Genomic DNA, 15,088 nt, shown 5'->3' with positions numbered 1-15,088 from the left:
GGAAAACAGCACCATCTTTATCATCGAATTTTGGACGATTGAATAGCCTCTTACGCTTCTATAACCTTTTTAAACGAAGCCCAATGGCTAATTCATTTCGTTTTCTTTCTTGCTGTATTAATGCCAATTGAGCTTCTTCAAGAGTGACCTCTTTAAAATAGACTCGACCATTTGCTTGCATTTGTGCTAATGATGATAAATCGGCAGAAATCACTTGAGCTATTTTAGGATAACCACCAGTTGTTTGACGATCTGCCATTAAAATAATAGGTTGCCCATTGGAGGGCACTTGAATCGTTCCAAATGTAACCCCTTCGGATAATAATTCAAATGGCTCTTTTAATTGAATAGCCTCTCCTTCTAATCGATAGCCCATTCGATCTGAGTGTGTTGTGATGGTGTATGGCGTTGAAAGGAAATTTTTTAAACTCTCCTCATCGAAACGCTCATATTCAGAGCCTCTTATGAAGCGGATTGTTTGCGTTTTTTTTAATGTAACAAAGGATGTGTAATCAGCTGACCAAGAAAGGTACGTTGGTTCTTTTTTTAATTGTTTAAAAAGTTCTTCTCCTAACTCTGATCGTCTATCTAATTCAAAGACATCATTCTTCAGCAATTTTCTTCCTTGAAATCCTCCGATTCCAGCACGTATGTAGGTGCTTTTACTGCTCATCACTTTGGGCACTTGAATCCCGCCACTAAACGATACGTAGGCTCGGCAACCACTAATCGCAGTATTAAATTTTAAAACAGATCCTTTTTGAATGAAAAGTGGTCGCCACATGGGTGCTTCTTTCCCGTCTATTGTAGGTTGTAAATTGCCACCTGTAATTGCGATCAGTTCATCAGTCTCAAATAAAAGGGTTGTTCCATAAAGTGTCACCTCAAGAGCGCCTTCTCCTTCCGAATTTCCAACAAGTAAATTCGCAATTCGTAAGGAAATTGAATCCATTGCTCCTCCGACGATAACACCAAACTTTTGTAGCCCATATCTTCCTAGGTCTTGAATGGTTGCCAGCATACCTGGCTGTAATACCTTTATGCCCATGTTTTCATCTCCCAATCGCTCTTATATTCTTCCAACGAAATTGGTACAAACTGAATTCGATCACCCGGTTGTAATAAGGTTGGAGGAGATTGTTCAGGTAGAAACAAACGAGAAGGTGTTCGTCCGATTATTTGCCATCCACCTGGAGTTTCTAATGGGTAAATCCCTGTTTGATTTCCTGCAATTCCAACAGACCCCGGAGTAATCGATAACCGTGGAGTTTCTTTACGAGGTGTTGCAATTTGTCTGTCCATTCCTCCCATAAACGGAAAACCTGGAGCAAAGCCTATCATGTAAACAAGATATTCTACAGAAGAGTGAATTTTAATGACTTCATTAGGTGTTAAACCATGATAAGAGGCTACAAATTCTAGATCAGGTCCCATTTCACCACCATATACTACAGGGATTTTTACGACACGTTCCTTCGTTGTTTCAACTATGTGAGATTGGTTCATTAAAGAAAGAATTGTTGCTTTCACCTTTTCGTAAGGCATTTCGCCTCCTTTTTTTATATTAGAAAAGTATACTTCAATCGGATTGTAATAAACTGTCACATTATTATAGGCAGGTACAACCTCGATGAATCCTTCAAATGGATTTCTCTCTAATAAATTCAATATATTTTTAACTTTGTTGTGAATTGCCTCACTGATTCCTTCACCTACATGTATGACTAGTGCAGAATCGCTCAAAGGTCTTATTTGTATATTCTCTTTTAAATTCAGCATAAAAACCATCTCCTGAAGTTTCATAATTCGGTATGTAAGTTTTAAATAACGGATTATTATTATTATATTTAAACAATAAACGAAAACAAGTTTAATTTAAACGAAAATTTCAAAAAAAAAATTCTTTCTAAAAATTTTAAATTAATACTTTTCAGCAATTATAAAATATGTTAAGATTTTTTTAAATTTCAAAACTTAAGTTCCGAATATCGGTACAAAATATTTGTAAACGTATTCATTATAACTACTTTAGTGGGAAGAAAATGGGGGAAGAAGATGTTTCGAGTTGATTTAAACTGTGATTTAGGGGAAAGTTTTGGTCGTTATCGACTTGGAGAGCAAGAAGAAATCTTAAAATATGTAACCTCTGCTAATATTGCTTGTGGATTCCATGCTGGAGATCCAACAGTCATGCGAGAGACAGTGAAGCTAGCCATTGCTAATGGTGTGAAAATCGGGGCACATCCAGGATTACCGGATTTAAATGGCTTTGGACGACGTGAGATGAACATCACACCACAGGAAGCCTATGATATGGTTATTTATCAAGTTGGAGCATTGCAAGGTTTTCTAACGACTTACAATGAAACCATGCAGCATGTTAAGCCACATGGAGCACTTTATAATATGGCTGCTAAAAATCCAGCGATTGCTGAGGCAATCGCACAAGCCATTTATGATATTTCACCTTCACTTGTGTTATTCGGTCTCTCAGGTAGTGAATTAACAAAAGCCGGAGAAAAAGTAGGGCTTCAAACAGCCCATGAAGTGTTTGCAGATCGTACCTATCAGAAGGATGGTTCTTTAACATCTCGTAAACAACCTGATGCATTGATTACCGATAAGGAACAAGCTGTGAATCAAGTTGTGAGAATGGTGAAAGAGGGAATTGTGCTGTCACAACAGCAAATCGAAATCCCCTTACAGGCAAATACTATTTGTATTCATGGGGACGGGGAACATGCTGTAGAGTTTGCAAAATATATTCATTCAAGATTAGCAGAACATCAAATATCAGTAAGTGCAATCAAGGAGGGGTAAGCCAATGGTAGCAAAAAAATCGGAAGTTAGTGAAGCAGGAATCGAGCAAGAGAAAAAAGGAAAATTTGTTAAGAAAACTGCAAGTAAAAGTGTGTTAATAGGAGCTGCCTTTTTAATGGCTACCTCATCTATCGGACCAGGTTTTTTAACACAAACGACAGTATTTACACAGCAATTAGCGGCTAGCTTTGGATTTGTCATTTTAATTTCATTAATTCTAGATATTGTCGCACAGGTAAACGTTTGGCGAATCATTGCTGTTTCTGGCTTGCGAGGGCAAGAAATTGCCAATAAGGTATTACCTGGATTAGGTGTTCTCCTTGCAATTATGATTGTTATAGGTGGTTTAGCATTCAATATTGGTAACGTTGCTGGAGCTGGATTAGGGTTAAATGCGATGCTTGGCGTAGATCCAATTATGGGTGCCATTGTAAGTGCGCTTTTTGCTATTTTTATATTTATCTATAAAGAAGCAGGAAAGGCAATGGACAAGGTTGCGCAAATTGCTGGCGGTGTCATGATTTTACTCATGCTATTCGTTGCTTTTAAAACTTCACCACCTGTAGGAGAAGCGATTGTGAACACCGTTTGGCCTAAAGAAATTAGCTGGTTTGCGATTGTAACTTTGGTTGGTGGATCAGTTGGAGGTTATATTACTTTTGCTGGTGGTCACCGCCTTTTGGACGCTGGCATCAAAGGACAGGAATCCTTGCCAGAAGTAACAAAAAGCTCTGTGACAGGGATTTTGATTACTGGTGTAATGCGTATTGCTTTATTTTTAGCGGTTCTTGGTGTTGTTTCAAAAGGTTTAGTCATTGATCCTGCCAATCCACCTGCATCTGTTTTCCAACTAGCTGCGGGTAATATTGGTTATCGCATGTTTGGTATGATTATGTGGGCTGCAGCGATTACTTCTGTTGTAGGTGCAGCTTATACATCCGTGTCATTTATTCGTTCATTCCACCCTAACATTGAGAAATATCATAATTGGGTGATTATAGCATTTATCGTCATTTCAACATCAACTTTTGCCTTGGTTGGAAAGCCTGTTAATGTGTTAATTTTGGTAGGTGCATTAAATGCACTGGTTTTACCATTATCACTTGGCATTATATTAGTTGCTGCACACAAAAAAGAAATTGTTGGTACATATAAGCATCCACGTTGGTTAACCGTAACAGGAGCAATTGTAGTTGTTCTTATGGGATATCTCAGCATTATTACATTAATTGAACAAATTCCAAAAATTTTTAGTTAATCTAACAACCAGCCATCCATGAGCATCTTTTCATGGATGGTTAATTTATAAGGAGTGAATTGATGATGACAACATATAGTGCTTTAGAGCCGAATGAAATCCGTAAACTTATTCGCAATCAAGAAATTTTTGGACCAACTTCTGGCATGTCGATTGGGTTTACACAAGCAAATTTAGTGATTTTGAAAAAGGAGCATTCCTTTGACTTTCTACTATTTTGTCAGCGAAATCCAAAGCCATGCCCATTATTAGACGTGACAGAACCTGGATCATTTATACCTTCAAAAATTGCTAAAAATGCAGATATTCGCAAGGACATTCCGAAATATCGTATTTATCGGGATGGTATTTTAACTGAAGAAGTATTAGATATTACAGATTATTGGGAAGAGGATATGGTAGGTTTTTTAATAGGGTGTAGCTTTACATTTGAAACACCTCTTCTTGAAGCAGGTATTCCAATAAGACATATTCAAGAAAACTGTAATGTGCCAATGTATAAAACAAATATCGCGTGTGAAAAAGCAGGTGTGTTTGAAGGACCAACTGTTGTCAGTATGCGCCCTATGACACCAGAGGATGCGATTCGTGCAATCCAAATTACTTCACGTTTTCCAAATGTACACGGTGCACCAATTCATATTGGTAGTCCAGAACAAATAGGTATTACGGATATTTCAAAACCAGATTTCGGAGATGCCGTGTCCATTAAGCCAGGGGAAATACCAGTATTTTGGGCTTGTGGCGTAACCCCTCAGGCAGTAGCAATGGAAAGTAAACCCTCAATTATAATTACCCATGCACCGGGTCATATGCTAATCACTGATATAAAGGAAACAAGCTTGAGCATACTTTAAAGTATGTTCGAAGACATCTATTTATTTTCTTCATAAGTAAGCGTCAAGAGGTTGGGACAAAACCAATTTCTGAAATCTAAAAAGCTGGTGAAACTTTACGACGAGTAAAGTTCCACCAGCTTTGATTTTTTTTATAAAAAAGGACTTACTTGGGACACCACAAAAACAAACGAAAAAGCGCCACGGTGTCGTTCAATTCATGGATTTTGAGGGTAAAGAAATGCGTGTCGTGACAAGTTTAATGGATATCACTGCTTAGAAAGCATGAAGAAAAACGAGATGATTTAACAGCACTTAGCACCTTGTCTTTTTGTGTCTATTCATCACACTAGAACTTCCTTGATGATGGTACATCGATAGAATAGTAGAGGAATGTAGTTTATGAAATAGGAGTTTAACTTCTTTCAGCAAACTGGCGACTCCTTGGAGATCAGCGTCGCCAATAGGGGAATAAAGGTTAAAAGTATCACATTCGTGACAAACACTTTTGGCCAATACGAATGCTTAATAAAAAAATCCCCTAGATTTTTCATCATCTAGGGGATAATCCTTTTGCACTACCTTCAACCGAAAATTCATTCTATTCTTCTACTAAGTTCTTTTCTCAGTCAAAAGTTATATCCTACTTTATCCCGCATTAACGGGCAGTAATTTATCTGTACCGAAAGCGAAGCGTCAGGTACAAGACCCCACTTCAAAATTCAGCGGAAAGTAAAAAGGTAGATGGGAGATTAACTGCCCGTAAACGCCCGATTGGTGAAGACTAATAATCAGTGGGGATGAAAAAGCCCCCACTGATTAAAGTTTCACTTTATTTCTAGTGTATATGGTTGAGTACTAGCTTTGCCGTAATATTCACTTACTTCAATATAGTAAGTTCCTTTATCCAGTTCGACTGTTCCTACTTCATCATCTCCAGCACCGTAAAGATCTAAAGTTTCTACTGTTTTTCCTTTTGCATCAATAATACGGATGACGCCATCTAGTGCTTTTTCTGTTTGAAGAGAGAAGAACACATCGCGTTTGCTGTCGTTTTTAAATTCAAAATAGTCTTTGTCACCAAATGGAACACCGGCATTTAGATATTGAGTAGCTACCCATTTATCGTCTTTTTTCGTAAGTACAGTTGGCTTTGTCGGTATGCCGTTAACTAACTTGGAATCTGCATCTTCATCTACTCTTTTATGATCAAACAACGTTAAAGTATATGGTTGGATTGATACTTGTCCAACATTGCTTCCGTTAAGAATAATAAAATAACCGTGATCCTTTTTGGCTTTAAAAGATGTATTTACATCTGTTGTTCCACCAAGACCGAGTAGTAATTGAAGGAGGTCTTCAGCTTGTCCAAATGGAATTTCTGTTGCCAATTCTTCTGGATCAATTTCCATATTACCATTAGTATCTTCAATAATGGAGCCTGAAAACTTTAAGTCATTTTGAAGTTCTTTAGGTAATTGATCTAGCTGTTCTTTTGTATATGGTACAGAAGAAACAAGAAGACTCATGACTTCATCGTTGCCCTTTTGTTTATAGTAGTAGAAATCAGTATCATCTTGATAAATGAGATGATTTTTATAAGCGATACCAGGTTTAATCGTTTTTGCAGCTATTGGCGTGTTATTATTTCTATTATCGTCTTCTGGAATTGCTGCCATTTTACTTGTTTTAAGTGTGTATGGTTCAGCGGAACGGTCACCAAGATTCATTACTTTTACAACATAGGTTTTGTCCTTTTTCAATGCAATTGTCTTAGCATCGTTCGGATCACTTGTTGATCCAAGAAGTAGACTGAGTAACCCCATATCATTACTTAATGAAGAAACTGGGATTAATCCATTTGTTTCCTCATCATATTCAAATATAGTACCAGCTGGTGATTGGTTCATACCTTTTTGAATTTGGAAACCATAAACGGCATCTTCTTTAGTTGTAAATGCGAAGTAATCTTCATCATCTTCTGTTTGGAAGTATGCTTTTTGATCTTGACCGATATCAAAACGAATTGCTTGGTTCATGATTTGGTCAGCGTTTTCCGGTTGTCCCATAGCATCTGGATTCATGAATATATTCATAAAATCATTTTGTTGCTTACGTTTTTTTGTTGTATATTCAGCTAAAGGTAAAAGATCCTGTTGTACGTTTTTTTCTTGCATTCCCCCATTTAATGAAAGGCCATCTTCATCTTTAGGATAGGTAACAACTTCACCTTTTAATGTGTAAGGAATGATTGATTCACTAACAGTTTCTTCAGTTTCAATACCGCCGCTAAAGAACATTTCAAGTGAAAAATGGTTTTGATTTTTATTAGATACGCTGATTACATACTCTTCATCAGGTATAACATCGACAACTAAGTTTACTCCATCGCCTTTTTCCGAACCGTAAGATGCTCGAATTGGAAACGGCACATCTAATCCTTCAGCATCGGCTTCCTCTGTCGGTACATTAACTAAGTCTTCTTTTCGATAAAGCTCCATAGATGCTGTAACACCCGGAATACCAGTTAAATCAAATTTCAATGTCGTTGGTTCATTCACTGAAAATGTAAAATAATCTTGGTCACCTAGATGATCTTCAGAAAGTAGGGTATAGTTTTTCCCTGCTGTACTGAATGGGAATTTTTCAATCTTCTCCATATGTTCCATATCTAATGAATCAATTGGTAATTTTTTAGTCGTTTGAGCTGTGAAAATGTAGTTAGATTCGCCCTTTGAGCTATAGCTACCATTATGATCCTTAACTCCAACAAGAAGGGTTCCCTTTTGATCTGCTTTATATAGGTATCCTTCTTGCTTGCCTACGCGAACATCATTGACGTTAATTGGTTTTACTTCTTCGTTATGGCCTTCAGGGTAGAAGTATAAATCAAATGCATAATCGTATTTGTTTGCACCTTTTAATGTCAGTTGAGCATATTCATTTGCGTCTAAATCAACCTTGTACCATTTCTTTTCGTCCGGTAACTTGAATTCACCTTTTTCAGTATTTAATGTATCCTTTTTAAGGACTTTTGCGTTTTTCAAGCGCTCTTCTTTTGTTTCAGAATACTGTTTTGGTAGATTTTTAATATTAAACTGTAATGCTTTCACAGGATCTACAAGGCCATGTCCATATGTAAGATCATAGCCCTTGTCACCTAAATCCTTTGCTGACATTTCGAGAATAGCTTCTATTTCATAAGGCTTTAAATCTGGATATTTTGATTTTAATAGGGATGCCACACCTGCAACAACAGGAGAGGCCATCGATGTTCCGCTAAATTTTACAAAGGAGGATCCTTTTTTCTCATCATAAACTGAACTATATATATCTTCGCCTGGAGCTACTAGATCAACCGATGGGCCGTAGTTTGAATAGCTTGATAGTTTGTTTCGATCATTCGTAGAACCTACACTAATAACGCCTTCGAATGAAGCAGGGAAGGAGTAATTATCTGTCGATTCATTTCCAGCTGCTGCTACAACGGTAATTCCTTTATCAATTGCTTTCTGAACGGCTTCCTTCATTAATGGAGATTCACCATAGCCACCAAGGCTCATATTGATAACATCAGCGCCTTGCTCGATAGCGTAAAGGATTCCTTGTGCAATGGCGAAATCACTAGCACCATCTTTTCCGTTGAATACATCAATTGGAAGGAGCTTGGCATTTGGATTAATCCCATGTCCTCCAATCCCATTATCTTTTGTAGCTCCAACAATTCCTGCTACATGTGTTCCATGCTCACTAGGATAAGAAGTATTGGCAGGTGCTGCTGCATTATATGGTGGAAGTACTTGAGATTTTAAATCTGGATGTTTAAAATCCACACCACCATCGATAACGGCTACTTTTACATCATTGTTGCCCGCTAACTCTAGTGCTTTATCAATTTGAAGTAGGCTCAAATGATACATATCTTTTTTCTTTGGATCTACTTCTGTGCCAAAGGAATGATACACGTAACTTGGGGATACACTTTTAACCCCTTTTTGCTTGGCATAATATGAAACTGCTTTTTCTAAATTTGTTCCTTTGTTAAGTTGAATAACATCGTAACCTAGTGAAGGAATAGATCGGATCACTTTTGAGCCAATTTTGTTGTGCACATTCTTATCAAGACCTGAATGTTTGACGATAATAGTATCCTGACTAATCCAGTCATTTTGCTTCTTGAATGTTTGGTCCTTATTGCTAGCTAGTTTCACTAACTCTTGGTTCTTTGCTGTTTTTTGAGGTGCTTCAGCAAAGGCAGAAGTCGTAGGAACCATTAGTGTTGCAGATGCTACTAAAGCGACTGATTTTTTTTTCCAGTTTTTCAACTGTTTTCCCTCCTTGAGTGTACCAAATATTTGTGACATCTATACTAATACGAATGAATGATAGAAAAGTTTCGTAAATAAGTATATATTTTTCCAAAAGTACCATTCTATATTTTTCCATCACCCTTGATAATAATATGTAGAGGGGAGATCGAATATCCTCCCAGGACCTATAAAGAGTCCATTTTCTTACTATAGGGTACACTCCTACTCGATTTGTGAGATTGGAGTAGGGGTATGGATTCAATCACAATTGAATAGTGCCAATTATGGACAAATTGACTTAAAACTGCTCAATAAGTCTGTGTAAATCTTCCTTCGAACGAGGCATTTTGATGTTTTTCTCAAATAGTTTTTTCTTTTGTAAGGCAATGGCCATTTCAAAGACCCATGGGCGTTCAAGATGGGCTCTTTCAAGCAAATCCTCTTGGAAGAACATTTCAACTGGATCCCCATTATAAATAATTCTCCCAGCTTCCATCACGATGATTTGATCTGCCCATTCATAGGCTAATGGGATATTATGCGTAGCTAGTAAAATTGTTCGTTCACCGTTCTCTAACGTAGCTAAATACTGTAAAACTTGTGCACTATAATAATTATCTAGCCCAGCTGTCGGTTCATCTAATAATAAAACGGAAGGTTCCATTGCAAGTACTCCTGCCATCGCGACACGTTTCTTCTGTCCAACACTTAGAAAATGGATTGGTTTATCTAGCAATGCTTCGACTTCGGTTTGAGCGACAGCCCACGCAATTTTCTCTTCAATTTTTTCAGCTGTCCAGCCAAGATTCAAAGGACCAAATGCAATATCTTGCTTAACTGTGCCAGAAAAAAGCTGATTGTCTGCATCCTGAAAAACAATGCCAACCTGTTGACGCAATTCTTTTAATGCTTTTCTACTATAGTTCAGTTCTTTACCACAAAAGGATATACTTCCAGCGGTAGGCTTCAAAATACCATTTAAATGCTGAAATAACGTTGATTTTCCAGCTCCATTATGACCAAGTAAAGCGATTTTTTTTCCCTTTGGAATTTGAAGTGAAATATCTGTTAAGGCATGAGTTCCATCTGCATAAGCGTAGGATAAATGTGTTAAATCAAAGTATAAATCTGTCATCAGAAAAAGCCTCCATAAATGATGAGGAATATAAAAATAGCAGCAATACCAGTCCAATTTCTCGTGTTATAGATAACATCATCCTGCCAATAGACAGTTTCGCCACCACGCGCTTCCATCGCATTGTTTAGCTCACGACTGCGTTGAAACATCTCGACAAATAAAGCTGCAATCAGCATTGATACCGAGCGAAGCCACTGCATAGGGGAGTTGTATCCTAGGCGGGCCTGTTGGGCAAGATGAATTTTTTGCATACTTTCTAAAAAGATAAAAATAAAACGATACGTTAGTTCTACTAGCTCTACAAATAGAGTTGGAAGATGCCATTGTCGCAAGACGTAACAAATGGATTGTACTGATGTTGTGAGAATTAAAAAATACAAACAGCTAATGCTGCCAAGGACGATGAAAAAAAGCTGCTGCGCTGTCTCTAGGCTTGCACTGCCGACAAAAATTGTCCAACTATTAAGAGAAAATGACCAAATGTGCGTTGGTAGCGTGCTAGTTGTTGGTGCTATAGAAATTAATATTGATACTAAACTTGATAGTAAAAAAAACCCAGGTAACAATAATAATTTTGCATAATATTTTGTAGGGATTTTTGCGCTTAAAATGATAAAAGCACTCATTACAATAAATGTAATGAGTGAAATTCGTTCATCTCTCATGATAAGCGACAATATAAGTAGTCCAAGGGATAAGGTCATTTTTTCTAGCGGATGAACAGACGCTAATTTATTCAAATAAGCATACTTATCAATGAGTAACATCGCTTAACCCTCTTTATGTTTGCCGCGCATTAAGCCGATAAAATAGCCGATAAATCCAGCGCCAATAGCAGCTTGTAGTGCGAATAATAAGCTTTCAATTTCACCACTTGGTGGCTCCCATAAGCTTTCAAACCATGGCTCGTAGTTAGCATCTATTTCACTAATTGCTGCTTCTGCTTCGCCATCAGCCCCTCCGAATTCTGCACCTTTTTGAATAAACAGGGGAACGATTGCTAATAACACAACAATTGCTAAAAGCAATAAGTTTTTTTTCATTTTTAGTGAGCCTCCTTTGCTGAAAAAACACGTAAAGCTTTTAATTCACTGACATTGTATTTTTTCAGGAAGTTCATAACGACCACTGTTAAAATTCCTTCACTAACAGCAAGAGGAATTTGCGTTAATGCAAAAATACCTGCAAACTTTGTGAATGAAGCCATAAAGCCTCCGACCTCAGAAGGGAAGGCAAGAGCTAATTGCACAGAAGTGACAACATATGTACCTAAGTCACCAAGCATTGCTGCTAAAAAGACGGCGATGGAAAATGATAGCCCCATTTTTTGTGAGCCCTTAAATACATAGTAAGCGATAATAGGGCCCATAATGGCCATGGAAAAGGCATTAGCTCCTAAAGTTGTAAGGCCACCATGTGCTAAAAGTAAAGCTTGGAATAATAATACGATTGTCCCGATAACACTCATCGCTAATGGTCCAAAAAGAACTGTTCCAAGCCCAACTCCTGTCGGATGTGAGCAACTTCCCGTTACAGAAGGAATTTTTAAAGCTGATAGCACAAAGGCAAAAGCACCCGATAGACCTAATATCATTTTTGTTTCAGGATTTTCATCGATGGTTTTACGAATAGAACGTAATCCTAAAATAATAAAAGGAATCGATATGACCCACCAAAAAATCGCCCATTCAATTGGCAAAAAGCCCTCCATAATATGCATCGCAAATGCACGATTTGGCACAAATAAAAATGCCAATAAGAAATAACTAAGCTTCCAACCTGAGAATTTCAAAAATCTCTCCTCCTCAATAAATTATTTCGAATTAGCGTGCGCAAATAAAAAAGCACTTCTCCATTTGCGGAAAAATGCATAGCTGAAAAAATGCAAATAAAATTCTAATTTGCTAAGCCGCACACCCATCCTCGTAGGTTGAAACGATCACATATTTTTCGGCAGGTCTCCTGGCTTTAGTTCAACGTTTTATAGGCCTTCCCATCCTTTGGATAGTGACATTCTCTATAAAACTCCCTAGTACAGTGGCGGGACCGCGCCGGACTTAAACCGGCTTCCCTTTTAAGCGAAATGCTGAACAAATCGCACCGAAAAAAGATGAAGTTGTGAGATTTCACGACAAAGTGTAACATGATTTTCCATAAATATGCTATACTTTTTATGAAAATATTTTTAATTGAGTTTCTATGTCGAAAATTCGGATAAATGTAATATGAATGTCGCATTTTTCTAAAAAAAGTTAATAAAAATGTCACAATTTAAGAAAGAAATATTGAAATTATGAAAAAATAAGCTATGATAGAAACAGTTTTCAATTTTATAAAAAAATAATAAATTCATATAAAACATCCATAAGTGCTTGAAATATTTTCAAGATAATAGGGAAATCGGTGAGAATCCGATACAGCCCCCGCTACTGTAATAGCTGATGAAATCGCGGAAGCCACTAGTGAAATCTAGGAAGGCGCGAAAGTAAAAGGAAGCTTAAGTCAGGAAACCTGCTTATGTGATGATGCATGCAAACTTTTCGGAGGGAGAAGTTGAAGCGAGAGCGAGTACACAACTATATTCGTTTTTTTTGCTTCTACAAAACCTTTACTCTTCGTCTAGAGTAAAGGTTTTTCTTTTTCCTAAAAGCAAATGAGGGGAGAACAACTATGACAACTTGGAATTTAGAAGGGATGAAAACACATCTTTTTATTTGCAATGGTAGTAGCTGTATGAAAAAAGATGCTGAGGATATTACACAAGCAATCCGTGATGAAATACAGTTGCTGGCACTTGATAAGGAAATACATACGACAAGGACCCGCTGTAATGGCAGGTGTAAGGATGCTTGTGTTGTCATTGCTTATCCTCAGGGAAATTGGTACAGAGTGCCGACAACGGAGCATGCGAAGGCACTCGTGCAAGATTTAAATCATGAATCGTTACATAATGAGCATGTCTTTACATTGCGTGAAGGTTCGTTACAACGTACAGCACAAACAACAGCCATTAAAGGTATTGAAAAGGTGAAAGAGGGGTAACAAAATGGCGCAAAAAGGTAAGATTTTCGTAGTTGGCTTTGGCCCTGGAGACTTTAAACATATTACGACTCGTGCTGTGGAGGCACTACAACAAAGTGATATGATCATAGGCTATAAAACTTATGTTGAACTTATTCAGGATTTAGTTAGTGCAAAGTCAATTATTAGTACTGGTATGACAGAGGAAGTTTCACGTGCACAGGAAGCGGTACGTCAAGCAGAGGCTGGAAGTATCGTATCGGTCATTTCCAGTGGAGATGCCGGGGTTTATGGAATGGCTGGATTAGTGTATGAAGTATTAATCGAGCTAGGATGGACAGAAGCAACTGGTATCGAGGTAGAAATTGTTCCTGGTATTTCAGCTATTAATTCGTGTGCAAGTTTACTAGGTGCTCCCATTATGCATGACGCCTGTACCATTAGTTTAAGTGATCACCTAACACCTTGGAATTTAATTGCAAAACGAGTGGAAGCGGCAGCTATGGCGGATTTTGTTATTGCTCTTTATAACCCGAAAAGTGGGCGTCGTACGAGACAAATCGTTGAGGCACAACGAATTTTATTAGAATATCGTTCACCAGATACGCCGGTTGGACTTGTGAAAAGCGCGTATCGTGACCGTCAGGAAATTACGATGACTACTTTAGCGGAAATGCTTGAACACGATATCGGCATGTTAACGACAGTTATTATCGGGAATTCAACAACATTTTTCTATGACAATAAAATGATTACGCCACGTGGTTATCAACGTAAATATACACTTGGTGAGGAAAAACAACCGTTACGACCACATCAACGACTGAAGGAAGAAAATGAACCATGGGCAATGAATCAAGAAACAGGAGCAGCGAGTAATGATTTTGCGACAGATCCTAATGCCAATCGTATGAAGCCCAGTTTAGCCATCAGACCACAATCAAATCCTAAAAAATCGTCACTGGAAATGGCGACAGCTGCACTTGCTATGGTGAAGGGAACAAGCGCGGTGAAAGTAACACCTAAGCGTGTTCAACAAAAAATCGAATCCATTTTTGAATTAGCGGTTAGTCCTGGGGTAGCCAATAAGTTCTTTACTCCTCAACAAATGATGACGTTAGCTGAGGTAGTTGGCGAGGAAGGGACGATGGAGTATACACCAGACCATCAGATTCATTTGAAAATTCCAACGTCTGATCCTGAAGAGGTTACAGCAAAGCTTCGTGAAGTTGGCTTTTTACTAGCACCAATTGGTGACGTGCTTTCGTTAAAGGCTTGTGACTTCTGTTATGGAGAAAAGTACGATTCGATTCCGTATGCGGAAGAGATTCAAGCAAAGCTTGGTGGGATGTCGTTACCGAAAACATTAAATATTGGCTTTAACGGCTGCGGTATGGCATGTTATCGAGCAGTATTTGATGATATTGGCATTGTTTATCGCAAAAGTAAGTTTGATGTCTTTATTGGTGCTAAGCCGGTTGGTCGTACAGCACATGCGGCCCAGCCTGTTGTTGAGGGATTAGAGCCTGAACAGCTTATACCACTTATCACTGACATTATCGAAGAATATAAAGCAAATGCACATCCAAATGAACGTTTGTTTAAATACTTCAAACGTGTGAAAAAGATCCTACATTTTACGTATCAGGATATGTCTTCAAAAATAAAAGTAGAGCCAGCTCCATGCGGCGACTAATGAGGAGTA

12 protein-coding genes and 2 riboswitches are annotated in these 15,088 nt (G+C 37.9%); of the genes, 5 read left to right on the top strand and 7 right to left on the bottom strand.

Annotated features, from left to right (window positions below; translation table 11 throughout):
- Positions 1-58 precede the first annotated feature (58 nt).
- Positions 59-1,048, bottom strand: coding sequence for a 5-oxoprolinase subunit C family protein (locus ACIQLB_RS22480; RefSeq protein ID WP_400730841.1), 990 nt, complete (start codon positions 1,046-1,048; stop codon positions 59-61).
- Positions 1,039-1,779 (bottom strand): 5-oxoprolinase subunit PxpB, encoded by a 741-nt coding sequence (pxpB, locus tag ACIQLB_RS22475; RefSeq protein WP_400730840.1) that lies wholly within the window; start codon positions 1,777-1,779, stop codon positions 1,039-1,041. The genes ACIQLB_RS22480 and pxpB overlap by 10 nt, the downstream gene beginning before the upstream one ends.
- A gap of 276 nt (positions 1,780-2,055) precedes the next feature.
- Here pxpB and ACIQLB_RS22470 point away from each other — a divergent pair, with 276 nt between their 5' ends.
- From ACIQLB_RS22470 to ACIQLB_RS22460, 3 genes are all read left to right on the top strand, one after another.
- Positions 2,056-2,820, top strand: a complete 765-nt coding sequence (locus ACIQLB_RS22470) for a LamB/YcsF family protein (RefSeq protein ID WP_400730839.1) — start codon at positions 2,056-2,058, stop codon at positions 2,818-2,820.
- A gap of 40 nt (positions 2,821-2,860) precedes the next feature.
- Positions 2,861-4,078: an NRAMP family divalent metal transporter gene (locus tag ACIQLB_RS22465; RefSeq protein ID WP_400730871.1), complete on the top strand. Its 1,218-nt coding sequence runs from the start codon at positions 2,861-2,863 to the stop codon at positions 4,076-4,078.
- A 65-nt stretch (positions 4,079-4,143) separates the two neighbouring features.
- Entirely contained in the window at positions 4,144-4,935 is a 792-nt protein-coding gene (locus tag ACIQLB_RS22460; protein ID WP_400730870.1) for a putative hydro-lyase, read from the top strand.
- An 806-nt stretch (positions 4,936-5,741) separates the two neighbouring features.
- Here the strand turns inward: ACIQLB_RS22460 and ACIQLB_RS22455 are convergent.
- From ACIQLB_RS22455 to ACIQLB_RS22435, 5 genes are all read right to left on the bottom strand, one after another.
- Positions 5,742-9,239, bottom strand: a complete 3,498-nt coding sequence (locus tag ACIQLB_RS22455) for a S8 family peptidase (RefSeq protein WP_400730838.1) — start codon at positions 9,237-9,239, stop codon at positions 5,742-5,744.
- Between the two features lie 283 nt (positions 9,240-9,522).
- Entirely contained in the window at positions 9,523-10,359 is an 837-nt protein-coding gene (locus ACIQLB_RS22450; protein WP_400730836.1) for an energy-coupling factor ABC transporter ATP-binding protein, read from the bottom strand.
- On the bottom strand, positions 10,359-11,129 hold the full coding sequence (gene cbiQ / locus ACIQLB_RS22445) for a cobalt ECF transporter T component CbiQ (protein WP_400730835.1): 771 nt from the start codon (positions 11,127-11,129) through the stop codon (positions 10,359-10,361). Before cbiQ ends, ACIQLB_RS22450 begins: the two co-directional genes overlap by 1 nt.
- Positions 11,130-11,132: 3 nt before the next feature.
- On the bottom strand, positions 11,133-11,405 hold the full coding sequence (locus ACIQLB_RS22440) for an energy-coupling factor ABC transporter substrate-binding protein (protein WP_400730834.1): 273 nt from the start codon (positions 11,403-11,405) through the stop codon (positions 11,133-11,135).
- A gap of 2 nt (positions 11,406-11,407) precedes the next feature.
- The gene (locus ACIQLB_RS22435; RefSeq protein WP_134019702.1) at positions 11,408-12,154 is read right to left on the bottom strand and encodes an energy-coupling factor ABC transporter permease; all 747 of its coding nucleotides are present in this window, start codon (positions 12,152-12,154) and stop codon (positions 11,408-11,410) included.
- A gap of 143 nt (positions 12,155-12,297) precedes the next feature.
- Positions 12,298-12,482, bottom strand: a riboswitch (cobalamin riboswitch).
- Between the two features lie 229 nt (positions 12,483-12,711).
- Positions 12,712-12,896: riboswitch (cobalamin riboswitch) on the top strand.
- Between the two features lie 136 nt (positions 12,897-13,032).
- On the opposite strand from ACIQLB_RS22435, the gene ACIQLB_RS22430 reads away from it, so the two are divergent.
- Positions 13,033-13,404: a (2Fe-2S) ferredoxin domain-containing protein gene (locus tag ACIQLB_RS22430; protein ID WP_134019700.1), complete on the top strand. Its 372-nt coding sequence runs from the start codon at positions 13,033-13,035 to the stop codon at positions 13,402-13,404.
- 4 nt (positions 13,405-13,408) lie between these two features.
- A complete protein-coding gene (gene cobJ / locus ACIQLB_RS22425) occupies positions 13,409-15,079 on the top strand; it encodes a precorrin-3B C(17)-methyltransferase (protein WP_400730833.1) in 1,671 nt (556 codons plus the stop codon).
- The last annotated feature ends 9 nt before the right edge of the window (positions 15,080-15,088 follow it).

The sequence above is a fragment of the Lysinibacillus sp. NPDC092081 genome, from assembly GCF_044755845.1.
GTDB lineage: Bacteria > Bacillota > Bacilli > Bacillales_A > Planococcaceae > Lysinibacillus.
The sequence above is the reverse complement of the archived record's forward strand: the minus strand, read 5'-3'. Positions and strand labels throughout refer to the sequence as shown.

Bases quoted from the DNA above. Each gene is read 5' to 3' on its own strand.
- ACIQLB_RS22480 (WP_400730841.1), bottom strand. From the start codon at position 1,048: ATGGGCATAAAGGTATTACAGCCAGGTATGCTGGCAACCATTCAAGAC.
- pxpB (WP_400730840.1), bottom strand. From the start codon at position 1,779: ATGCTGAATTTAAAAGAGAATATACAAATAAGACCTTTGAGCGATTCT.
- ACIQLB_RS22470 (WP_400730839.1), top strand. From the start codon at position 2,056: ATGTTTCGAGTTGATTTAAACTGTGATTTAGGGGAAAGTTTTGGTCGT.
- ACIQLB_RS22460 (WP_400730870.1), top strand. From the start codon at position 4,144: ATGACAACATATAGTGCTTTAGAGCCGAATGAAATCCGTAAACTTATT.
- ACIQLB_RS22450 (WP_400730836.1), bottom strand. From the start codon at position 10,359: ATGACAGATTTATACTTTGATTTAACACATTTATCCTACGCTTATGCA.
- cbiQ (WP_400730835.1), bottom strand. From the start codon at position 11,129: ATGTTACTCATTGATAAGTATGCTTATTTGAATAAATTAGCGTCTGTT.
- ACIQLB_RS22440 (WP_400730834.1), bottom strand. From the start codon at position 11,405: ATGAAAAAAAACTTATTGCTTTTAGCAATTGTTGTGTTATTAGCAATC.
- ACIQLB_RS22430 (WP_134019700.1), top strand. From the start codon at position 13,033: ATGACAACTTGGAATTTAGAAGGGATGAAAACACATCTTTTTATTTGC.
- cobJ (WP_400730833.1), top strand. From the start codon at position 13,409: ATGGCGCAAAAAGGTAAGATTTTCGTAGTTGGCTTTGGCCCTGGAGAC.